At 71.6% G+C, this 22,441-nt stretch carries 20 protein-coding genes; 17 read left to right on the top strand and 3 right to left on the bottom strand.

Features of this window, described 5'->3' with window-relative positions:
* The first annotated feature begins 31 nt into the window (after positions 1–31).
* From pdxT to ACFVHI_RS28930, 10 genes are all read left to right on the top strand, one after another.
* On the top strand, positions 32–649 hold the full coding sequence (pdxT, locus tag ACFVHI_RS28975; protein WP_063350971.1) for a pyridoxal 5'-phosphate synthase glutaminase subunit PdxT: 618 nt from the start codon (positions 32–34) through the stop codon (positions 647–649).
* Positions 650–729: 80 nt separating this feature from the next.
* On the top strand, positions 730–1,488 hold the full coding sequence (locus tag ACFVHI_RS28970) for a YebC/PmpR family DNA-binding transcriptional regulator (RefSeq protein ID WP_063346810.1): 759 nt from the start codon (positions 730–732) through the stop codon (positions 1,486–1,488).
* A 165-nt stretch (positions 1,489–1,653) separates the two neighbouring features.
* A complete protein-coding gene (ruvC, locus tag ACFVHI_RS28965) occupies positions 1,654–2,196 on the top strand; it encodes a crossover junction endodeoxyribonuclease RuvC (RefSeq protein ID WP_380344285.1) in 543 nt (180 codons plus the stop codon).
* Entirely contained in the window at positions 2,193–2,804 is a 612-nt protein-coding gene (gene ruvA, locus ACFVHI_RS28960; RefSeq protein ID WP_063346808.1) for a Holliday junction branch migration protein RuvA, read from the top strand. The genes ruvC and ruvA overlap by 4 nt, the downstream gene beginning before the upstream one ends.
* A gap of 46 nt (positions 2,805–2,850) precedes the next feature.
* Entirely contained in the window at positions 2,851–3,927 is a 1,077-nt protein-coding gene (ruvB, locus tag ACFVHI_RS28955; protein ID WP_380344282.1) for a Holliday junction branch migration DNA helicase RuvB, read from the top strand.
* Between the two features lie 259 nt (positions 3,928–4,186).
* Positions 4,187–4,594 carry a preprotein translocase subunit YajC gene (gene yajC / locus ACFVHI_RS28950; RefSeq protein WP_063346806.1) on the top strand — a complete coding sequence of 136 codons (408 nt, stop codon included), beginning with the start codon at positions 4,187–4,189 and terminating at the stop codon, positions 4,592–4,594.
* A gap of 146 nt (positions 4,595–4,740) precedes the next feature.
* Complete coding sequence (gene secD, locus ACFVHI_RS28945) at positions 4,741–6,531, top strand: protein translocase subunit SecD (RefSeq protein WP_063346805.1); 1,791 nt, start codon at positions 4,741–4,743, stop codon at positions 6,529–6,531.
* A gap of 4 nt (positions 6,532–6,535) precedes the next feature.
* Positions 6,536–7,633: a protein translocase subunit SecF gene (gene secF / locus ACFVHI_RS28940; RefSeq protein ID WP_380344278.1), complete on the top strand. Its 1,098-nt coding sequence runs from the start codon at positions 6,536–6,538 to the stop codon at positions 7,631–7,633.
* Between the two features lie 25 nt (positions 7,634–7,658).
* Positions 7,659–8,210: an adenine phosphoribosyltransferase gene (locus ACFVHI_RS28935; RefSeq protein WP_063346803.1), complete on the top strand. Its 552-nt coding sequence runs from the start codon at positions 7,659–7,661 to the stop codon at positions 8,208–8,210.
* Positions 8,211–8,400: 190 nt separating this feature from the next.
* Entirely contained in the window at positions 8,401–10,815 is a 2,415-nt protein-coding gene (locus tag ACFVHI_RS28930; RefSeq protein WP_380344325.1) for a RelA/SpoT family protein, read from the top strand.
* A gap of 70 nt (positions 10,816–10,885) precedes the next feature.
* On the opposite strand, the gene ACFVHI_RS28925 is transcribed toward ACFVHI_RS28930, so the two are convergent.
* Positions 10,886–12,115, bottom strand: a complete 1,230-nt coding sequence (locus tag ACFVHI_RS28925) for a DUF349 domain-containing protein (protein ID WP_380344275.1) — start codon at positions 12,113–12,115, stop codon at positions 10,886–10,888.
* Positions 12,116–12,380: 265 nt separating this feature from the next.
* Entirely contained in the window at positions 12,381–13,223 is an 843-nt protein-coding gene (locus ACFVHI_RS28920) for a peptidylprolyl isomerase (protein ID WP_380344272.1), read from the bottom strand.
* A gap of 274 nt (positions 13,224–13,497) precedes the next feature.
* On the opposite strand from ACFVHI_RS28920, the gene ACFVHI_RS28915 reads away from it, so the two are divergent.
* From ACFVHI_RS28915 to ACFVHI_RS28900, 4 genes are all read left to right on the top strand, one after another.
* Entirely contained in the window at positions 13,498–14,205 is a 708-nt protein-coding gene (locus tag ACFVHI_RS28915; protein ID WP_063346799.1) for an MBL fold metallo-hydrolase, read from the top strand.
* A gap of 11 nt (positions 14,206–14,216) precedes the next feature.
* Positions 14,217–15,479, top strand: a complete 1,263-nt coding sequence (hisS, locus tag ACFVHI_RS28910; protein ID WP_063346798.1) for a histidine--tRNA ligase — start codon at positions 14,217–14,219, stop codon at positions 15,477–15,479.
* Positions 15,476–17,257: an aspartate--tRNA ligase gene (gene aspS / locus ACFVHI_RS28905; protein WP_063346797.1), complete on the top strand. Its 1,782-nt coding sequence runs from the start codon at positions 15,476–15,478 to the stop codon at positions 17,255–17,257. The genes hisS and aspS overlap by 4 nt, the downstream gene beginning before the upstream one ends.
* A 92-nt stretch (positions 17,258–17,349) precedes the next feature.
* The gene (locus ACFVHI_RS28900) at positions 17,350–17,859 is read left to right on the top strand and encodes a GNAT family N-acetyltransferase (protein ID WP_063346796.1); all 510 of its coding nucleotides are present in this window, start codon (positions 17,350–17,352) and stop codon (positions 17,857–17,859) included.
* Between the two features lie 4 nt (positions 17,860–17,863).
* Here the strand turns inward: ACFVHI_RS28900 and ACFVHI_RS28895 are convergent, their stop codons facing one another.
* Positions 17,864–18,838 (bottom strand): LysR family transcriptional regulator, encoded by a 975-nt coding sequence (locus ACFVHI_RS28895; RefSeq protein WP_380344267.1) that lies wholly within the window; start codon positions 18,836–18,838, stop codon positions 17,864–17,866.
* A gap of 209 nt (positions 18,839–19,047) precedes the next feature.
* Here ACFVHI_RS28895 and ppk2 point away from each other — a divergent pair, with 209 nt between their 5' ends.
* From ppk2 to rpsD, 3 genes are all read left to right on the top strand, one after another.
* Positions 19,048–19,881 carry a polyphosphate kinase 2 gene (gene ppk2, locus ACFVHI_RS28890; RefSeq protein ID WP_063346794.1) on the top strand — a complete coding sequence of 278 codons (834 nt, stop codon included), beginning with the start codon at positions 19,048–19,050 and terminating at the stop codon, positions 19,879–19,881.
* A 58-nt stretch (positions 19,882–19,939) separates the two neighbouring features.
* Positions 19,940–21,289 (top strand): replication-associated recombination protein A, encoded by a 1,350-nt coding sequence (locus ACFVHI_RS28885; protein WP_380344264.1) that lies wholly within the window; start codon positions 19,940–19,942, stop codon positions 21,287–21,289.
* Positions 21,290–21,613: 324 nt separating this feature from the next.
* Positions 21,614–22,228, top strand: a complete 615-nt coding sequence (gene rpsD, locus ACFVHI_RS28880; protein WP_063346792.1) for a 30S ribosomal protein S4 — start codon at positions 21,614–21,616, stop codon at positions 22,226–22,228.
* Positions 22,229–22,441 lie beyond the last annotated feature (213 nt).

Here is a 22,441-nt window from a genome sequence, read left to right as displayed (position 1 = left end):
TCCGTAGAACGATCGAACGAGGTTGAAGACCGTGAGCACTCCAGTCATCGGCGTCCTCGCCCTCCAGGGTGACGTCCGCGAGCACCTGGTCGCGCTGGCCGAGGCCGACGCGCTCGCCCGCCCGGTGCGCCGTGCCGAGGAGCTGGCCGAGGTCGACGCGCTGGTGATCCCCGGCGGGGAGTCCACCACCATGTCCAAGCTGGCGCTGCTGTTCGGCGTGATGGACCCGCTGCGCGAGCGGGTCGCCGCCGGGATGCCGGTGTACGGCACCTGCGCGGGCATGATCATGCTGGCCGACAAGATCCTGGACGGCCGGGACGACCAGGAGACCGTCGGCGGCATCGACATGACCGTGCGCCGCAACGCCTTCGGCCGCCAGAACGAGTCCTTCGAGTCCGGTGTCGCCTTCGAGGGCCTGGGCGACGCGCCGGTGCACGGCGTCTTCATCCGGGCCCCCTGGGTCGAGGGCGTCGGCGCGGGTGTCGAGGTGCTGGCCGAGCTGCCCGCCGCGGACGGTCCGGAGAGCCGGATCGTGGCCGTGCGCCAGGGCAACCTGCTGGCGACCTCCTTCCACCCGGAGCTCACCGGCGACCACCGGGTGCACGCCTACTTCGTCGCGATGGTCGAGGAGCACCTGGGACGGCGCTGACCGTGTGCGCCTTTCCGGTGACGACACCGGTAAGATCTCATCTGTTTCATTTCCCTTTGGCGACGTAAAGGAGCTGGCGAATGTCCGGCCACTCTAAGTGGGCTACCACCAAGCACAAGAAGGCCGTGATCGACGCCAAGCGCGGCAAGCTCTTCGCCAAGATGATCAAGAACATCGAGGTGGCGGCGCGCACCGGCGGTTCCGACCCGGCCGGCAACCCGACCCTCTACGACGCCATCCAGAAGGCGAAGAAGAGCTCGGTCCCGATCGACAACATCAACCGCGCCGTCAAGCGCGGTGGCGGTCTGGAGGCCGGCGGCGCCGACTACCAGACGATCATGTACGAGGGCTACGGCCCGAACGGCGTCGCCGTCCTGATCGAGTGCCTCACCGACAACCGCAACCGCGCCGCCTCCGACGTGCGCGTCGCGATGACCCGCAACGGCGGCTCGATGGCCGACCCGGGCTCGGTGTCGTACCTGTTCACCCGCAAGGGCGTCGTGATCGTCCCCAAGGCTGACGGCGTGGACGAGGACAAGCTCTTCGAGGTCGTCCTCGACCAGGAGCCCGAGGAGATCAACGACCTCGGCGACGCGTTCGAGATCGTCTCCGAGGCCACCAAGATGGTCGCCGTGCGCACCGCGCTGGTGGACGCCGGTGTCGACTACGACTCGGCCGAGGCCAACTTCCTCCCGAGCATGCAGGTCGAGCTGGACGTCGACGGCGCCCGCAAGATCCTGAAGCTGATCGACGTGCTGGAGGACAGCGACGACGTGCAGAACGTCTTCGCCAACTTCGACATCTCCGACGAGGTCGGTGCGCAGCTCGACGCCGAGTGATCGTTCTCACTCCCCGGCCCGGCGGTCTCCCGACCGCCGGGCCGGTGTCTTTGCGGGCGCTGTCGGACCCGGACGGTAGCCTTCGCAGGTCGCCCGCCGTGGGCCGGAGGGCCTGCCCGGGCCGGAGCGCCCGGAGGCGAGCGGCGATCAACGAGAGGCGGGGCTGTGGTACGGGTACTGGGCGTCGACCCGGGGCTGACCAGGTGCGGGATCGGCGTGGTCGAGGGTGCGCCGGGGCGGCCGCTGCGGATGGTCGGGGTCGGCGTGGTGCGCACCCCCGCCGAGGAGGAGATCGGGCGGCGGCTGCTGCTGGTCGAGCAGGGCATAGAGGCCTGGCTCGACGAGCACGAGCCGGAGCTGGTCGCCGTCGAGCGGGTGTTCGCCCAGCACAACGTCCGGACGGTGATGGGCACCGCCCAGGCCAGCGCGGTCGCGATGCTCTGCGCCACCCGGCGCGGCATCCCGGTCACCCTGCACACCCCGAGCGAGGTCAAGGCCGCCGTCACCGGCTCCGGCCGGGCCGACAAGGCGCAGGTCACGGCCATGGTGCAGCGCCTGCTGCGGCTGGACGCCCCGCCCAAGCCCGCCGACGCCGCCGACGCGCTGGCGCTGGCCATCTGCCACATCTGGCGCGGCGGGGCGGTCAACCGCCTGGAAGCCGCGGTACGGGCGGCCCGCGCCACCCCCCTGAAAGGAAGCAGCCGGTGATCGCCTTCGTGCAAGGGCCCGTGGCGGCCATCTCCTCCGGACTCGCCGTGGTCGAGGTCGGCGGGGTCGGCATGGCCGTGCAGTGCACGCCGAACACACTGGCCGGGCTCCGGCTGGGTGAGCCCGCCCGGCTCGCGACCTCGCTGGTGGTCCGGGAGGACTCGCTGACCCTGTTCGGCTTCGCGGACGACGACGAGCGCGCCGTCTTCGAGATCCTCCAGGCCGCGCCGGGCGTCGGCCCGAAGCTGGCGCAGGCGATCCTCGGGGTGCACAGCCCCGACGCGCTGCGGGCCGCGGTGGCCGGCGGCGACGAGAAGGCGCTGGTGGCCGTGCCCGGCATCGGGAAGGCGAAGGCCGCCAAGCTGCTGCTGGAGTACAAGGACAAGCTGGGTGCCCCGCACGGCGCGGTGCCGGCGCAGAAGCCGATCGCGAGCGGTCCGGCCCCCTGGAGCGAGCAGCTGCACTCGGCGCTGACCGGTCTCGGCTACGCTCCGCGCGAGGCGGACGAGGCGGTCGTGGCCGTCACCCCCGAGGCGGAGGCCCAGCAGACGCCGGACGTCGGCGCACTGCTCCGGCTCGCCCTGCGCGGCCTCAACCGATCCCGCTAAAGCCATCTGGCGATCTGTCCTCTTGTCGACTTTGGAGCATGTGCTGATGAGTCCGTACGACTCGGACCCGGGCGACCGGCTGGTGACGGCCGCCGCCGACGGGGAGGACCAGGCGGTCGAGGCGGCGCTGCGCCCCAAGCTGCTGGACGAGTTCATCGGTCAGGAGCGGGTGCGCGAGCAGCTGTCCCTGGTGCTCCAGGCGGCCCGCAAGCGCGGCAGCGCGCCCGACCACGTGCTGCTCAGCGGGCCGCCCGGGCTGGGCAAGACCACCCTGTCCATGATCATCGCCGCCGAGCTGGGCGCCCCGATCCGGATCACCTCCGGCCCGGCGATCCAGCACGCGGGGGACCTCGCGGCGATCCTCTCCTCGCTCGCCGAGGGCGAGGTGCTCTTCCTCGACGAGATCCACCGGATGTCCCGTCCGGCCGAGGAGATGCTCTACATGGCGATGGAGGACTTCCGGGTCGACGTGATCGTCGGCAAGGGCCCGGGCGCCACCGCCATCCCGCTGGAACTGCCGCCCTTCACCCTGGTCGGCGCCACCACCCGGGCCGGCCTGCTGCCGCCCCCGCTGCGCGACCGCTTCGGCTTCACCGGGCACATGGAGTTCTACGCCCCGGCCGAGCTCGAACGGGTGGTGCGCCGCTCGGCCACCCTGCTGGACGTGGAGATCGACCCGGCCGGCGCCGCCGAGATCGCCGGCCGCTCGCGGGGGACGCCGCGCATCGCCAACCGGCTGCTGCGCCGGGTCCGCGACTTCGCGCAGGTGCGGCACGACGGCCAGGTCACCGTCGAGATCGCCGCCCGGGCGCTGGACGTCTACGAGGTGGACGCCCGCGGTCTGGACCGGCTGGACCGCGCGGTGCTGACCGCGCTGCTGCGGCTGTTCGGCGGCGGACCGGTCGGTTTGTCGACTCTTGCGGTCGCGGTGGGGGAGGAGTCCGAGACGGTCGAGGAGGTGGCGGAGCCCTTCCTGGTCCGCGAGGGCCTGCTCGCCCGGACCCCGCGCGGCCGAATCGCCACCGCGGCGGCCTGGCAGCACCTCGGGCTGACCCCGCCGATCCAGACCGCCCGGGGCGCCGTGCCCGCGCAATCCGAACTCTTCCGGGCCGACGAGGGCTGAACGGGTGATCGCCGCCCGACGGTTCCCGGGAGGCGTCCGATGCACCGCCCCGGTGAGTGGCCCGGGTGCGAGCCGGGGGCGAAGTCCGGGGAAACTGTGCAGGCGGAGGGTCGCCACTTTCGGCGGCAGGATGCGATGCTTGGCGTTGTCCGATCAGTTCGGGGTCGCCTAGACTCCGCCGGACCGCCCCGCTCACCTGACGGGCCGACCAATACCACACAGGCCGCCGGTCGGCGGCCCGTAAAGGACCCTGGCTGCAGTGAACTTCATCATCCTTCTCCTCCCGATCATCGCGATCGTGCTCATGTTCCGGTCGCAGAAGAAGCGCCAGTCGCAGATGCAGCAGATGCAGACCTCGCTGGAGCCAGGGGCGGGGGTGCGCACCATCGGTGGCCTGTACGCCACGGTGAAGGCGATCAACGAGGAGACCATCGAGCTGGAGATCGCGCCCGGCGTGGTCACCCACTTCACCAAGAGCGCGATCGCCGCTGTCCTGGAGCCCCAGGAGTACGACGCGATCATCAACGGTCGCCCCGCCGATGACGAGCTGGCCGAGCCGGAGGCCGAGGACACCGACGCCGAGCCGGTCGAGGACAAGCCGCTGACGCTCACCAAGGACGGCGGCGCCAAGGGCGACGTCGAGGGCGGGGCTCCCGCGAGCAAGTAGTACGGTCGGGCACCAGCCCGGCCGCGCGGCCCAGTGCCGCGAGCCCACAGGACCTCAGGGCCGCAGAACCGCCATGCCCCCGTCCCGCCACAAGCCGGACGGGGGTCCGGTTGGGGGAGTGGCATGGACAGGGAGAAACGAGCAAGGTGGCAACACCCAAGTCGCGCCCGCGCGACGGCTACCCAGGGCGGGCGCTGGCCCTCATCCTGGTCGTCACCGTCGGACTGGTCGCCCTCATGTTCGGGACGGGCCACACCAAGCCCCGGCTCGGAATCGACCTCGCCGGTGGCACCAGTATCACGCTGACCGCGAAGTCGACCGACCCCAAGGCGATCACCAAGTCCAACATGGACATCGCCACCGGGATCATCGAGCGCCGCGTCAACGGCATGGGTGTCTCCGAGGCGGAGGTGCAGACCCAGGGCGACAACACGATCATCGTGAACATCCCCAAGGGCGGCAACCAGCAGAACGCGGCGGACCAGGTGGGTACCACCGCCAAGCTGTTCTTCCGCCCGGTCCTCGCGGTGGCGCCCAGCGGCTTCACGCCGCCGGCGCCCACCGGCTCCCCCTCGGCCACCGGCACCCCGAGCGCGGCCCCGTCCGCCGGCTCCACCGCCTCGGCCGGCGCGAGTGCCACCGGAACGCCCAGCGCGAGCGGCACCAAGCAGGGCCGCCCGGCCGGTGAGGCGCTGGCCGCCGACGCCAGCCCGAGCGCCGCCGCCACGGGCGCGAGCACCGCCCCGAGCGCCGCCGCCACGCCGTCCGCGCCCGCCACCCCGCCCAGCGCCGCGGACGTCAGCGCCGCGATGACCCAGGGCACCGTGCCGCCGGAGCTGGCCGCGGCCTTCACCGCCCTCGACTGCACCAAGCCGGAGGTCCGCGCGGCCCAGACCGGCCCCGAGGACAAGGCCGTCGTCGCCTGTTCGCAGAAGCCCGAGAACGGCTACTACGAGAAGCTCGCCCTCGGCCCCGTCGCCGTGAAGGGCTCGGACGTCTCCAAGGCCCAGCCGAGCCTCGACACCCAGACGGGTGCCGGCTGGCAGGTCCAGCTGCAGTTCAACGGCGCCGGCACCGACGCCTTCACCAAGGTCACCGGCCAGCTCGCCACCCAGACCCCGCCGAACAACCAGTTCGCGATCGTCCTGGACAACCAGGTCGTCTCGCACCCCGAGGTCAAGAACGTGATCCCCGGCGGCAGCGCCGTGATCACCGGCCGCTTCAGCCAGGCCGAGGCGCAGGACCTGTCCAACGTGCTGGGCTACGGCGCCCTGCCGCTGGAATTCAGCAAGAGCGACATCACCACCGTCTCCCCGGCGCTCGGCAGCGACCAGCTCAAGGCCGGTCTGGTCGCCGGCGCGATCGGCATGCTGCTGGTGGTGCTCTACTCGCTGGTCTACTACCGCGGCCTCGGCCTGGTCTCGATCGCCGGTCTGCTCGTCTCGGCGGCCCTGACCTACTCGATCATGAGCCTGCTCGGCGCCGGGATCGGCTTCGCGCTGAACCTGCCCGCGGTCTGCGGTGCGATCGTCGCGATCGGCATCACCGCCGACTCCTTCATCGTCTACTTCGAGCGCATCCGCGACGAGGTCCGCGAGGGCGCCCCGCTGCGCCCGGCGGTCCAGCGGGCCTGGCCGCGCGCCCGGCGCACCATCCTGGTGTCGGACTTCGTGTCCTTCCTCTGTGCCGCCGTGCTCTACGTGGTCTCGGTCGGCAAGGTCCAGGGCTTCGCGTTCACCCTGGGGCTGACCACCGCGCTGGACGTCGTGGTGATCTTCCTCTTCACCAAGCCGGTGATCACGCTGCTGGCCCGGCGCAAGTTCTTCGCCAACGGTCACCCGTGGTCCGGCCTGGACCCGAAGCGGCTGGGCGCCCGCCCGCCGCTGCGCAGCAGCCGTCGTCGTAGCCCCTCCTCTGCCGCCGTGAAGGAGGCCTGACACCGTGTCACGCTTCTCCAATCTGGGACACCGGCTCTACCAGGGCGAGGTCAGCTTCGACTTCGTCGGGCGCCGTAAGCTCTGGTACTCCATCTCCGGCGTGATCGTGCTGATCGCGGCGATCGGTCTGTCGATGGGCCTGCACCTGGGCATCGAGTTCAAGGGCGGCTCGGTCTACACCGTGGCCAAGCCGGGGCTGACCGTCTCGCAGGCGCAGGAGACGTCCAACCAGATCGTCTCCTCGCACCCGCTGGTGCAGTCGACCGACAACGGCAAGATCCGCATCCAGGTCAGCACCGAGGAGCCGAAGAGCTCGGACGAGATCCGCGCTCAGCTCTCCGAGAAGCTGGCCGTGCCGCTGGACACCGTCGAGGCCCAGGTGATCGGCCCCAGCTGGGGCAAGCAGATCTCCTCGAAGGCGCTCACCGGCCTGATCATCTTCATGGTCCTGGTGACGGTCTACCTGGCGATCGCCTTCGAGTGGCGGATGGCGGTGGCGGCCCTGGTCGCCCTCATCCACGACCTCCTGATCACCATCGGTGTGTACGCCCTGGTGGGCTTCGAGGTCACCCCCGGTACGGTGATCGGCTTCCTGACCATCCTCGGGTACTCGCTCTACGACACGGTCGTCGTCTTCGACACCGTGAAGGAGAACACCAAGGACCTCACCAAGCAGAACAAGCTCACCTACAGCGAGGCGGCCAACGCGGGCCTCAACCAGACCCTGGTGCGTTCGCTCAACACCACCGTGGTCGCCCTGCTCCCGGTCGCCGCGCTGCTGTTCATCGGTGGCGGCCTCCTGGGCGCCGGCACGCTGAACGACATCTCGCTGGCGCTGTTCATCGGCCTCGCGGCCGGTGCCTACTCGTCGATCTGCGTTGCCACCCCGCTGCTGGCGCAGCTCAAGGAGGAGCAGCCGGAGATGAAGGCGCTGCGCAAGCGGGTCCTGCAGCACCGGGCCGCGGCCGCTGCCAAGGCCGCGGGCGAGGTGCCGGCGGACGAGGAGATCGCGGACGAGGACCTGCCTGCGGGTATGGTCGGTCAGCGCGGCCGGGCGGCCGGCACCACGCGTGCCAAGGGCCGTCCGTCCACCAAGCGCTGAACCGACCCGACCGTAAGGACACGCCGTGACCACCGCCGACACCGCACTGGCCGAGCTGTTGAACAGCCGGATCCGGGACGTCCCGGACTACCCGAAGCCGGGTGTGCTGTTCAAGGACATCGCGCCGCTGCTGGCCGACGCCGAGGCCTTCGGCGCCCTCACCAGGGCGCTGGCGGACCGGGCGCGGGAGCTCGGGGCGACCAAGGTGGTGGGACTGGAGGCGCGCGGCTTCGTGCTGGCGGCTCCGGCGGCCTTCGCGGCCGGGCTCGGCTTCGTGCCGATCCGCAAGCAGGGCAAGCTGCCCGGCGAGGTGTTCCGGCGCTCGTACGAGCTGGAGTACGGCTCGGCGACGCTGGAGGTGCAGTGCGACGCCTTCGCGCCCGGTGAGCGGGTGCTGGTGGTGGACGACGTGCTGGCCACCGGTGGCACCATCGGCGCCTCGCTGGACCTGGTGAAGGAGGCCGGCGCCGAGCTGGTGGGCGTCGTGGTGCTGATGGAGCTGGGCTTCCTGGACGGCCGGGAACGGCTGGCCGGGCACCTGAACGGCGCTCCGCTGGAGACGCTGGTCACGGTCTGAGGGACCTGAGTGAAGGGCGGCGGTCGGATCATCCGACCGCCGCCCTTCCGTTTCCGGCCCGGGTGGATGAACGCCGCGGCGCCCGGCTCGGTACCATGAAGATTCACCCCCTCCCGGTTGCGTCCGACCGTACGGGCCGCGGCAGGGGTCGGCCCCGGTGCCCCGAGGAGAGTCCTTGCCCGACGAGGTTGTGCCCACGGCCGAAGCGGCCGCCCCCGACAACCGTCCCACGCCCTCGGGGGCCACCCCGGCACGCCCGGCGCCGACCTCCTCGCGACCGACCGCCCCTACCGGGCGCGGCTCCTCCTCGGGTGGCATGCGCGCCCGCCTGGCCCGCCTCGGCGGCCAGCGCTCCAGCGTGCTCAACCCCGTGCTGGAGCCGCTGTTCCGGTCGATCCGGGCGAACGACCCGAAGGCCGACCCGGCGCTGCTGCGGGACATCGAGCGGGCCTACGCCGTCGCCGAGAAGTGGCACCGCGGGCAGAAGCGCAAGAGCGGCGACCCGTACATCACCCACCCGCTGGCGGTGGCCACCATCCTGGCCGAGCTGGGGATGGACGCCGCGACCCTGATGGCCGGGCTGCTGCACGACACCGTCGAGGACACCGACTACGGCCTGGAGACCCTGCGCAAGGACTTCGGCGACTCGGTGGCGCTGCTGGTGGACGGCGTCACCAAGCTGGACCGGGTCAAGTTCGGCGAGGCCGCGCAGGCCGAGACCGTCCGCAAGATGGTCGTCGCGATGGCCAAGGACCCGCGGGTCCTGGTGATCAAGCTTGCCGACCGCCTGCACAACATGCGCACGATGCGCTACCTCAAGCGGGAGAAGCAGGAGAAGAAGGCCCGCGAGACGCTGGAGATCTACGCCCCGCTGGCGCACCGGCTGGGCATGAACACCATCAAGTGGGAGCTGGAGGACCTCGCCTTCGCGATCCTCTACCCCAAGATGTACGACGAGATCGTCCGGCTGGTCGCCGAGCGCGCCCCCAAGCGGGACGAGTACCTGGCGACCGTCATCGACCAGGTCCAGGGGGACCTGCGCGGCGCCCGGATCACCGCCTCCGTCACCGGCCGGCCCAAGCACTACTACTCGGTCTACCAGAAGATGATCGTCCGGGGCCGGGACTTCGCCGAGATCTACGACCTGGTGGGCATCCGGGTCCTGGTCGACACCGTCCGCGACTGCTACGCGGCGCTGGGCACCATCCACGCGCGGTGGAACCCGGTGCCGGGGCGGTTCAAGGACTACATCGCGATGCCCAAGTTCAACATGTACCAGTCGCTGCACACGACGGTGATCGGCCCCGGCGGCAAGCCCGTCGAACTCCAGATCCGCACCTTCGACATGCACCGCCGGGCCGAGTACGGCATCGCCGCGCACTGGAAGTACAAGCAGCGCGCGGTGGCCGGCGCGTCCAAGGTCCGCACCGACACCCCGACCCAGGTCCGCAAGGACGACAAGGCCGGCGCCGTCAACGAGATGGCCTGGCTGCGGCAGCTGCTGGACTGGCAGAAGGAGACCGCCGACCCGAGCGAGTTCCTGGAGTCGCTGCGCTTCGACCTGGCCAGCAACGAGGTCTTCGTCTTCACGCCCAAGGGCGACGTGATAGCCCTGCCGGCCGGTGCGACCCCGGTCGACTTCGCCTTCGCGGTGCACACCGAGGTGGGCTACCGGACGATAGGGGCCCGGGTCAACGGGCGGCTGGTGCCGCTGGAGTCGACGCTGGAGAACGGCGACGCCGTCGAGGTGTTCACCTCCAAGGCGGAGAACGCCGGCCCGTCCCGGGACTGGCTGGGCTTCGTCAAGTCGCCGCGCGCCCGCAACAAGATCCGCGCCTGGTTCTCCAAGGAGCGCCGCGAGGAGGCGATCGAGCACGGCAAGGAGGCGATCGTCCGGGCGATGCGCAAGCAGGGCCTGCCGATCCAGCGGATCCTGACCGGCGACTCGCTGGTCACCCTGGCCCACGAGATGCGCTACCCCGACATCTCCTCGCTCTACGCCGCGATCGGCGAGGGCCACGTCACCGCGCAGAACATCGTGCAGAAGCTGGTCCAGGCGCTCGGCGGCGAGGAGGGCGCCACCGAGGACCTCGCCGAGACCGCGACCCCGACGCACGACCGCCGGGCGGTGCGCCGCCGGGCCAAGGGCGACCCGGGCGTGATCGTCAAGGGCGTCGAGGACGTCTGGGTCAAGCTGTCCCGCTGCTGCACCCCGGTGCCGGGCGACCCGATCGTCGGCTTCGTGACCCGCGGCAACGGCGTCTCGGTGCACCGCGCCGACTGCGTCAACGTCGAGTCGCTGAGCCAGCAGCCCGAGCGGATGATCGACGTCGAGTGGGCCGCCACCCAGTCCTCGGTGTTCCTGGTGGCCATCCAGGTCGAGGCGCTGGACCGCTCCCGGCTGCTCTCGGACGTCACCCGGGTGCTCTCCGACCAGCACGTCAACATCCTGTCGGCGGCGGTGCAGACCTCCCGCGACCGGGTCGCGATGAGCCGCTTCACCTTCGAGATGGGCGACCCGAAGCACCTCGGCCACGTGCTCAAGGCCGTGCGCGGCGTCGAGGGCGTCTACGACGTCTACCGCGTCACCTCGGCCCGCAAGTAGCGCCCCGAGCACGAGAGCACGAGAGAGGGCCCCGGGAGATCCCGGGGCCCTCTCTCGTGCGTTCGGCGGATCAGCCGCTGAACTCCTCCTGGCTCCGGTGCGCCTGCTCCAGCAGGGTCTGCACGCCGGCCAGCTCGTTCTCCAGCTTGGCGATCCGGCCGGCGTTCCCGGCGGCGCGGGCCTTGTCCAGATCGGCCCGGATCTTGTCGGCCTTCGCCTCGAACAGGCCGACCATGCCGGCGGCGCGCGCCTTGGCCTCCGGGTTGGAGCGCTTCCATTCGGTGTCCTCGGCCTCGCGGATGGCCCGCTCGACCGTGTTCAGCCGGCCGTCCAGCTTCGGACGGGCGTCGCGCGGCACGTGCCCGATCGCCTCCCAGCGCTCGTTGACCTCGCGCAGCGCCGCCTTGGCGGCCTTCAGGTCGGTGATCGGCAGGATCGCCTCGGCCTCGACGGCCAGCGCCTCCTTGAGCTTCTGGTTGGCCACCTGCTCGGCGTCCCGCTCGCTGAACACCGCGGAACGGGCCTGGAAGAAGACGTCCTGCGCGCCGCGGAAGCGCGCCCACAGCTCGTCCTCGATGTCCCGCTGGGCCCGGCCGGCGGACTTCCAGCGCGCCATCAGGTCGCGGTAGGCGGCCGCGGTGTCGCCCCACTCGGTGGACGAGGACAGCGCCTCGGCCTCGGCGACCAGCGCCTCCTTGGTCTGCCGGGCCTGCTCGCGCTCGGCGTCCAGGGTCGCGAAGTGCGCCTTGCGGTGCTTGGAGAAGACCGAGCGGGCGTGCGAGAAGCGGTGCCACAGCTCGTCGTCGCTCTTGCGGTCCAGCCGGGGCAGGCCCTTCCAGGTGTCCACCAGGGCGCGCAGCCGGTCCCCGGCCTCCCGCCACTGGGTGGACTCGGCGAGCTGCTCGGCCTCGGAGACCAGCGCCTCCTTGGCGGTGCGGGTCTCGTCCTGGGCCTTGGCACGAGCGGCCTTGCGCTCCTCGCGCCGGCTCTCGATCTCGCCGGCGAGCGTGTCCAGCCGCTTGGCCAGGGCGGCCAGGTCGCCGACCGCGTGCCCCTCGGTCACCTGGGCGCGCAGGTGGTCCAGCGCGGCCTGGGCGTCCTTGGCGGCCAGGTCGGTGGTGCGCACCCGCTTCTCCAGCAGGCCGATCTCCACCTCGATGCCCTGGTACTTGCGCTCGAAGTAGGCGAGGGCCTCCTCGGGCGAGCCGGCCTGCCAGGAACCTACGACGCGTTCGCCGTCGGCCGTCCTGACGTAGACCGTGCCCTGCTCGTCGACACGGCCCCACGGGTCGCTGCTCATAGCGCGTCCTCCACATGACGTCGCGCCCGCGCCGGGGCGGCGCGCGTCCGTCGTCCACAGTTGATGTGCGGCGGACCGATGAGTCCGCCGTCCCCGTCCGCCGTGACTTGCTGCCGAGGGTGACGGCCAGGCGGGTACGGGCACCCTGATACAACGCCAACATAGGCGACCGGCCCCGGTGCTGTCCGCATCCGGGCCGGGCGATTTCGGGCCGGGGCCGCGCCGAGGCGCTTCGGGCGCCCCTTGTGGGCGGCCCCGGGAGATGTCAACTCTTTGTCGTGGTCACCGAGTTGAAGGTGACGTCGGCCATCGGGTGGCCGTCCGGGGCGCCCTCCAGGGTGCCCGCGGCGGCGATCTTCTGCACCGCGTCCAGGCCCCCGGTGATCTTGCCGAAGGGGGTGTAGTTCGGGGGCAGCTGGGTGTCCTTGTAGACCAGGAAGAACTGGCTCCCGTTCGTCCCGGGGCCGGAGTTGGCCATCGCCACGGTGCCCGCCGGGTAGGTCGCGCCGGTCAGGTTCTCGTCCGCGAACTTGTACCCGGGGCCGCCGGTGCCGCCCGGGACGGTCGCGCTGGCGGTCGGGTCGCCGCACTGGAGCACGAAGATGCCGTCGGTGGTGAGGCGGTGGCACTTGGTGTGGTCGAAGTACTTCTCCCCGGCCAGGAAGACGAAGGAGTTCACCGTGTGCGGGGCCTTGGCCGCGTCGAGCGCGAGCGTCACCTTGCCGCAGTTGGTGTCCAGCGTCGCGGTGTACGAGCCGCCCGCGTCGAGCGCCATGGCCGGCTCGGCCTGCCACTGCTTGCCGTTCGGCGCGCCCGGCGCCGGATCGGCGCAGCCCTCGACCGGCTTGCGGGTCGGGGTGGTCGGCTCGGCGCTCTGGCTCGGCGCGGCCTTGGCGGAGGAGGCGGCCGAAGCCGACTTGTCCTTGTCCGAGCTGAACGCCCCGGTGCCGACCAGCGCACCGCCGCCGGCCAGCACCACGACGGCGAGCGCGGAGCCCAGGATCGTGTTGCGGCGCCTGCGCGCGGACCGCGCGGCGACCCGCCGCTCCATCTGGCGCTCGTACTTCTCTCGGGCGAGCTGCCGCCGCCGCTGTTCGCTGCTGACCACCGGCCGTGTCTCCTACGGATGTGCTGGGAAAGTGGATGGGTACCGAAGCGGATCATCGCATCCATCGGCGGCCAAGTGTAGGGACCGGGCCTGTAAGAACGCGGTGAACCTGTCAGTGCGAACCGCGCGCGCCACCCCTATCTGGTTCGCAACCGCACCCGCACCGCCGGTAGGCTGCCTTTACCTCACTGGTTTGCTGCATGACTGGTGGCTGCATCCGACCCGGCAGCCGCGACCGTAGCCGCCACTGCCGACCGCATCACGAAGGACGCGCGTGTTCATCGCCGGATTCCCCGCTGGAGCCTGGGGCACCAACTGCTACCTGGTCGCCCCGGCGGCGGGCGAGGAGTGCGTCATCGTCGATCCCGGCCACCAGGCGGCGCGCGGTGTCGAGGAGATGGTCCGCGAGCACGGGCTCAAGCCCGTCGCCGTGGTGCTCACGCACGGCCACATCGACCACGTGGCCTCGGTGGTCCCGGTCTGCGGCGCCCGCGGCGTCCCGGCCTGGATCCACCCCGAGGACCGGTACATGATGTCCGACCCGGAGAAGGCCCTCGGCCGCGCCCTGGGCACCCAGCTGATGGGCGAGCTCACCGTCGGCGAGCCCGACGACGTGCGCGAGCTCACCGACGGCGCCGTGCTGGAGCTCGCCGGCCTGCAGCTCACCGTGGACCACGCCCCGGGCCATACCGGGGGGTCGGTGACCTTCCGGACGCCCGGTGCCGAGGACCTCCCCCCGGTGCTGTTCTCGGGCGACCTGCTGTTCGCCGGCTCCATCGGGCGTACCGACCTCCCGGGCGGGGACAGCGAGGCGATCATGCGGTCGCTGGCCCGGGTGTGCCTGCCCCTCGACGACACCACCGTGGTCCTCTCCGGCCACGGCGGACAGACCACCATCGGCCACGAGCGCGCCACCAACCCCTACCTCCGACAGGCAGCAGGGGCGGCCGGCGCCCAGGCTTTCCCGCGACGAGGAATGTGACGGAAGAGAAGTTGAGCACCTTCACCGCCCCCAAGGGCACCTACGACCTGCTGCCCCCCAGCTCCGCGACCTTCCTGGCGATCCGCGAGCGCATCGCCGCGCCCGCCCGCCGGGCCGGCTACGGCTACGTCGAGACTCCGGTCTTCGAGGACGTGAAGCTCTTCTCCCGCGGCGTCGGCGAGTCCACCGACATCGTCAGCAAGGAGATGTACAACCTCACCACCCGCGGCGGCGACGAGCTCGCGCTGCGCCCGGAGGGCACCGCCTCGGTGCTGCGCGCCGCCCTCCAGGCCAACCTGCACAAGCAGGGCAACCTGCCGGTCAAGCTCTGGTACTCCGGCTCGTACTACCGCTACGAGCGCGCCCAGAAGGGCCGCTACCGCCAGTTCTCCCAGGTCGGCGCCGAGGCGATCGGGGCCGAGGACCCGGCCCTGGACGCCGAGCTGATCATCCTCGCCGACGACGCCTTCCGCTCGCTGGGCGTGCGCGACTACTCGCTGCTGCTCAACAGCCTCGGCGACAAGCAGTGCCGCCCGGTCTACCGCGCCGCCCTGGTCGAGTTCCTCGCCGGCCTGGACCTGGACGAGGACACCCGCCGCCGCGCCGACATCAACCCGCTGCGCGTCCTGGACGACAAGCGCGAGTCGGTGCAGGCCCAGCTGGTCGACGCGCCCAAGCTGCGCGACTACCTGTGCGAGGAGTGCAAGGCGTACGACGAGAAGGTCCGCGAGCTGCTCACCGCGAACGGCGTGGCCTTCGTCGACGACCCGAAGCTGGTCCGCGGCCTGGACTACTACACCCGCACCACCTTCGAGTTCGTGCACAACGGCCTCGGCGCCCAGTCCGCGATCGGCGGCGGCGGCCGCTACGACGGCCTGTCCGAAATGATCGGCGGCCCGGCGCTGCCGTCCGTCGGCTGGGCCCTCGGCGTGGACCGCACCTTCCTGGCGATGGAGGCCGAGGGCATCGTCCTCGACCTGCCCGCCGCGACCTCCGTGTACGCCGTCGCGCTCGGCGAGGAGGCCAAGAACGTCCTGTTCGCCAAGGTGGTCGAGCTGCGCCGGGCCGGCGTCGCCACCGACCTCGCCTTCGGCGTCAAGAGCATCAAGAACGCCATGAAGTCCGCCGACCGGTCCGGCGCCCGCTTCGCCCTCGTGGCCGGGGACCGGGACCTCGCCGACGGCGTCGTCCAGCTCAAGGACCTGACCACCGGCGAGCAGAACCCCGTCGCCCTCGACGCACTCGTCACCACCCTGAAGGAGAAGCAGCTGTGATCCGCACGCACGACGCGGGCACGCTCCGCCCGGAGCACGCAGGCACCACCGTCACCCTGGCCGGCTGGGTCGCCCGCCGCCGCGACCACGGCGGTGTCGCCTTCATCGATCTGCGCGACGCCTCCGGCACCGTGCAGATCGTGGTCCGCGACCTCGACTCGGTGCACGGCCTTCGCGCCGAGTACTGCGTCAAGGTCGTCGGCGACGTCCGGGTGCGCCCCGACGGCAACGAGAACCCGGACATCCCGACCGGCGCGGTCGAGGTTGTCGTCAGCGAGATCGAGGTCCTCTCCGAGGCCGCCCCGCTGCCCTTCCCGGTCGCCGAGTACGAGCCGGGCACGGTCAACGAGGAGGTCCGGCTGCGCTACCGCTACCTGGACCTGCGCCGCGAGGGCCCGGCCAAGGGCCTGCGGCTGCGCTCCAAGGTGAGCAACATCATCCGCCGGGTGATGGAGGAGAACGACTACCTCGACATCGAGACGCCGTACCTCACCCGCTCCACCCCCGAGGGTGCCCGCGACTTCCTCGTCCCGGTCCGCCTGCAGCCCGGCCACTGGTACGCGCTGCCGCAGTCGCCCCAGCTGTTCAAGCAGCTGCTGATGGTGGCCGGCATGGAGCGCTACTACCAGATCGCCCGCTGCTTCCGCGACGAGGACTTCCGCGCCGACCGGCAGCCGGAGTTCACCCAGCTCGACATCGAGGCCTCGTTCGTCGACCAGGAGGACATCCTGGCCCTCGGCGAGAAGATCGTCGGCTCGATCTGGCGCGAGGTGCACGGCTACGAGCTCCCCAACCCGCTGCCCCGGATGACCTACGCGGACGCCATGGCCCGCTACGGCTCCGACAAGCCGGACGTCCGCTTCGGACAGGAACTCACCGACCTCACCGAGTACTTCAAGGGCACCGCGTTCCGCGTCTTCCAGGCCCCGTACGTCGGCGCCGTGGTGATGCCCGGCGGTGCCTCGCAGCCCCGCAAGGCGCTCGACGCCTGGCAGGACTGGGCCAAGGCGCGCGGCGCCCGCGGCCTGGCCTACGTCGTCATCGACGCCGAGACCGGCGAGCTGCGCGGCCCGGTCGCCAAGAACCTGTCCGAGGAGCACCTGGCCGGCCTGGCCGCCGCCGCGGGCGCCAAGAACGGCGACGCGATCTTCTTCGCGGCCGGCAAGCAGCGCCCCTCGCAGGAGCTGCTGGGCGCCGCCCGCCTGGAGATCGGCCGCCGCTGCGAGCTGATCGACGCGTCGCAGTGGGCCTTCCTCTGGGTCGTCGACTTCCCGATGTTCGAGCCGATCGAGGACGACAAGGGCGAGTTCCAGGGCTGGCACGCGGTGCACCACCCGTTCACCGCCCCGACCGCCGAGTCGCTCGCCACCTTCGACACCGACCCGGGCTCGGCGCTGTCCAACGCCTACGACCTGGTCCTCAACGGCTCGGAGCTGGGCGGCGGTTCGATCCGTATCCACCAGCGCGACGTGCAGAAGCGGGCGTTCGACGCGATCGGCCTCTCCGAGGAGGAGGCGGCCTCGCAGTTCGGCTTCCTGCTGGACGCCTTCAACTACGGCCCGCCGCCGCACGGTGGCGTCGCCTTCGGCCTCGACCGCATCGTCACCCTGCTCGGCGGGTACGACACCATCCGCGACGTCATCGCCTTCCCGAAGACGTCCACCGGCGGTGACCCGCTGACCGGCGCCCCGACCCCGATCACCCCGGCCCAGCGCCGGGAGGCCGGCGTGGACGCCAAGCCGAAGCTGCGCGAGGACGCCGCGAAGTCCGACGCCTGACACCGGATCCGCTAACCTTCAACGGCCCCGGACGGTCCACCCACCGTCCGGGGCCGGTCCACAATGACGTGTGACACAAGGAGGGTTGACTCATGCAGGTGATCACAAGGGTCGAGTGTCCGGATGACGTCCCGGCGACCAGACGCGTCCACATGGCCGCGTTCCCCGGCCCGGACGAGGCGGACCTGGTCGACGCGCTGCGCCGCGATCCGGCCTGGCTGCCCGAGCTGTCGCTGGTCGCGGTCGACGAGGCCGGGCTGGTGATCGGGCACGCGCTGCTGACCCGGCTGCGGGTCGGCGAGGACGGCGCGGGCCTCGCGCTCGCGCCGGTCGCCGTCGCGCCGGAGTGGCAGCGCAAGGGCGTCGGCGAACTCGTCGTCCGGGCCGCGCTGTCGGCGGCCGAGAAGGCGGGGGAGAAGCTCGTGGTCGTCCTCGGCGACCCGGAGTACTACGGGCGGTTCGGCTTCAGCGCGGCCGGACGGCACGAGATCAGCGGGCCGTTCGAGGTGCCGGACGCCTACTTCCAGGCGCTGCCGCTGCCCGCGTACGACGGCGCTCCGCGCGGGCTCTGCCGCTACCCCGAGGCCTTCGTGGCGGTGTAGACCGTCAGTTCGGTTCCACCGACCGCGTTCCCACCCGGGGCTCCGTTTTCACCAGGGGCTCCGTCCCACCCGACCTTCCCAGCCGGCCGAAGGGGACCGTGACCCGGCAGCTGCGCACGAACGCGGCCATCGCCGGCGTGAGTTCGCGGTCCTTCGGCCAGTACAGCCCGACCCTGCTCGGGCTGAGCCCCCGTACCGGCCGGTACGCGACGTCATCCCGTACGGCCAGCCGGCTCATCGTCTCCGGTGCGAAGCCGACGCCCTGACCGCACACCACCGCGGCCAGCCACTCGTCGGTGTTGTGCGCCACCGCGCCGATCCGCACCGGACGCCCGCCCCGCTCCCGGCCCGCCAGCCAGTACTCGCGCCAGTGCCCGGCCTCGTGCGGTATCGCCACGAACGGCTCGTCCAGCAGGTCCTCGACGGACAGCTCGGCCCGGTCCGCCAGCCGGTGCCCGGCCGGCAGCGCCACGACCCGCGCCTCCTCGCCGAGCACGGCGACGTTGTAGTGCTCGACCAGCCACGCCGGGCCGTGCCAGAGCGTCAGGTCGATCTCGCCGGTGGCCAGGCCCGAGGTCGGGTCGAACCAGTTGTTCTGCCGCAACTCGACCTGCCAGCCGGGCATCCGCCGGGCGAAGTCGGCGACGGTGCTGCGGGTCATCAGATTGATGATGCCGCCCTCGAACCCCACGCGCAGCACCGAGCCCTGCTCGGCGGCGGCCGCCCGGGTGGCCCGCAGCGCGTCCTCCCAGCCGGCCAGCATCGCCCCGGCGTAGTCCGCCAGCGCCCGCCCGGCCGGGGTGGGCGCCATGCCGCGCCGCGACCGCTCGAACAGCTCGACCCCGAGCAGCGACTCCAGCTGGCGGATCTGCTTGGTGAGCGTCGGCTGGGAGACGAACAGCCGGGCCGCGGCAGCGGTCAGCTGCCCCTCCTCGCAGACCGCGGCGAAGCTGCGCAGCAGGCGGGTGTCGACATCCATGCCCCAAGGTTATGGAACCGGATATTGGACCCGTCCGGCAGGTGTGGGCCAAGGTTGATCGTTCGGCGTTCGCGCCGACCGGACGGGGGAGCGCGGCAGCGGCGGTTCAGGGGGCCGCCGCTGCCGCCCATCCGTCCGCCGACCTGCGGAGGCGGCCTCCAGCGCCTACGGTGAGTGCTCATCAGCAGCAGCCGGACGGAGGACCCCAGGTGGCCGAGGAGCAGCGGACCGCGAAGCCGGAACGACTCGCGAGGAAGCCGTACGAGCGGGAACTGCTGCGGCTCCAGCAGGAACTGGTGAAGCTGCAGGAGTGGGTGCGGGTCGAGGGCGCCCGGCTGGTGGTGGTCTTCGAGGGGCGCGACGCCGCCGGCAAGGGCGGCGCGATCAAGCGGGTGACGGAGTACCTGAACCCGCGCATCGCCCGGGTCGCGGCGCTGCCGACCCCGACCGAGCGGCAGAAGACCCAGTGGTACTTCCAGCGGTACGTCGAGCAGCTGCCGGCCGCCGGGGAGATCGTGCTGTTCGACCGCAGCTGGTACAACCGGGCCGGTGTCGAGCGGGTCATGGGCTTCTGCACGGACGAGCAGTACTGGCAGTTCCTGCACCAGTGCCCGACCTTCGAGCGGATGCTGATCGAGTCGGGCATCCTGCTGCGCAAGTACTGGTTCTCGGTGAGCGACACCGAGCAGGAACGGCGCTTCCGGGACCGGCTGGAGGATCCGATGAAGCGCTGGAAGCTCTCCCCGATGGACGTCGAGTCGATCACCCGGTGGGAGGACTACTCGCGGGCCAAGGACGAGATGTTCGTCTACACCGACACCCCTGACTCGCCCTGGCACGTGGTGGAGAGCGACGACAAGCGGCGGGCCCGGATCAACATGATCGCCCACCTGCTCTCCACCGTGCCGTACCGCGAGATCACCGCCCCGCAGATCGACCTGCCGCCCCGCCCGGCCCCGCGCGGCTACCAGCGGCCCCCGCGCGACCTGCAGAAGTACGTCCCGGACCACGCGGCCCGCCTCGATCGGCGGGACAGGGCGTAGGCGCGATGGGGCCGGCTGCTCCGGCGGGTGTGTCGGCGGCCTCGCATAGGCTTCCGGTGTGGACGAACCGGACCTCTTCACCGCCGCCGCCGAGGAACGCCAGAGCAGGGAGCCCGGCCGGGCGCCGCTGGCCGTACGGATGCGCCCGCGCACCCTGGACGAGGTGGCCGGGCAGCGGCAGCTGCTGAAGCCCGGGTCGCCGCTGCGGCGGCTGGTCTCGGGCTCGCGCGGGCCGGCGGCGACCAGCTCGGTGATCCTCTGGGGCCCGCCCGGCACCGGCAAGACCACCCTGGCGCACGTGATCAGCCAGGCCGTGGAAGGCCGCTTCGTCGAGCTGTCCGCGATCACCGCCGGGGTCAAGGAGGTCCGGGCGGTGATCGACGGCGCCCGGCGGGCGGTCGGCATGTCCGGCCGGGAGACGGTGCTGTTCCTGGACGAGATCCACCGCTTCTCCAAGGCCCAGCAGGACTCGCTGCTGCCGGCCGTGGAGAACCGCTGGGTCACCCTGATCGCGGCGACCACCGAGAACCCGTACTTCTCGGTGATCTCCCCGCTGCTGTCCCGCTCGCTGCTGCTCACCCTGGAGTCGCTGACCGACGAGGACGTCCGCGCCCTGCTGCGCCGCGCGGTGGCCGACGAGCGCGGCCTGGGGGGCGCGCTGGAGCTGACGGCGGAGTCCGAGGACCACCTGGTGCGCCTCGCCGGCGGTGACGCCCGGCGGGCGCTCACCACGCTGGAGGCGGCGGCCGGGGCGGCGCTGGAGAAGGGCGAGGCGAGCATCACGCTGGCCACCACGGAGACGGCCGTCAACCAGGCGGCGGTGCGCTACGACAAGGACGGCGACCAGCACTACGACGTGGCGAGCGCGCTGATCAAGTCGATCCGGGGCAGCGACGTGGACGCCACCCTGCACTACCTGGCCCGGATGATCGAGGCGGGAGAGGACCCGCGGTTCATCGCCCGCCGGCTGATGATCTCGGCCAGCGAGGATGTCGGCCTGGCCGACCCGACGGCGCTCCAGACGGCGGTCGCGGCGGCCCAGGCGGTGGCCCTGATCGGCTTCCCGGAGGCGCGGATCATCCTCTCCCAGGCGGCGATCGCGCTGGCCCTGGCGCCCAAGTCCAACGCGGCCTACCTGGCGATCGACGCGGCGCTGGCGGACGTCCGGCAGGGGCTCGCGGGCGCGGTGCCGCCGCACCTGCGGGACGCGCACTACGGCGGCGCGGGCAAGCTCGGCCACGGCCAGGGCTACCAGTACCCGCACGACCTGCCGGAGGGCATCGCGGCCCAGCAGTACGCGCCGGACGCGGTGCACGGCAAGGACTACTACCAGCCGACCCGGCGCGGCGGCGAGGCCCGGTACGCGGACGTCGTGGAGTGGACGCGGGGCCGGCTCAGGGGTGAGTGAGAAGGGGCGCTCGACCACCCGGTACAATCGGTCGAAGTGCCATGCCCCGGGACGGCGGCGGAGGAGACTCCACCGACCGGCCGCACCAGCGGGGCATCGGCCGTAGGTCTCCTCCGGGAGGCCCGCACCAGGAGCGTCGCGCACCGTTTCGGTGTCGCGGACGGCCCGGATTTCCGGGCTGTTCCGTGTGACCAGCACTTTTGTGCCCGGCTCCGGAGAGCGGCTGACCGCATCGCCTCGGCGATGGGTTGTCTCCGGGTCGCGAGATGCGACCTCCGTCAACACCTGGTGAAGCCGTATTCGTAAGCAAGGAAGGTTTGGTTCATGGCGAACCAGAAGCGTCCCAAGGTCAAGATCGCGCGTGCGCTCGGCGTGCCGCTGACCCCGAAGTCCGTCAAGTACTTCGAGGCCCGCCCGTACCCGCCCGGCCAGCACGGCCGTGGTCGCAAGCAGAACTCGGACTACAAGGTCCGTCTGCTCGAGAAGCAGCGTCTGCGCGCCCAGTACGACCTGAGCGAGAAGCAGATGGCGCGCGCGTTCGACCGCGCGAAGAAGGCCGAGGGCAAGACCGGTGAGGCGCTCGTCGCCGAGCTGGAGACCCGTCTGGACTCGCTGGTGCTGCGTTCGGGCATTGCCCGCACCATCTACCAGGCCCGCCAGATGGTCGTCCACGGCCACATCGAGGTCAACGGTGGCAAGGTCAACAAGCCGTCGTACCAGATGAAGCCGGGCTTCGTGGTGACCGTCCGCGAGCGCAGCAAGGAGAAGGTCCCGTTCCAGGTCGCCCGTGAGGGTGGCTACGCGGGTGAGGGCCAGACCCCGAAGTACCTCGAGGTCAACCTGAAGGCCCTGGCCTTCCGCCTGGACCGTGCGCCGCAGCGCAAGGAGGTCCCGGTGATCTGTGACGAGCAGCTGGTGGTCGAGTACTACTCGCGCTGACCCGCGGCGGTTCCGCATCTGCGGTACCTCAGCGAGCCCCCGTCGCCTTTCGAGGCGGCGGGGGCTCGCCCCTTTTCCGGTGGTGCCTGCCGGTGCCGGCCGGACAGGACCTAGGGGCTCTCTTTCGGATCACGCCGCGCGCCCGGCGTGATCCGTAAGAGAGCCCCTAGCGGTTGTCGGCGGTCATAGCCGCGGCCCGCCGCGGGGGCGGGC

This window comes from Kitasatospora sp. NPDC127121 (assembly GCF_042677305.1).
Classification (GTDB): domain Bacteria; phylum Actinomycetota; class Actinomycetes; order Streptomycetales; family Streptomycetaceae; genus Kitasatospora.
This window is presented reverse-complemented; position numbering and strand designations above follow the sequence as displayed.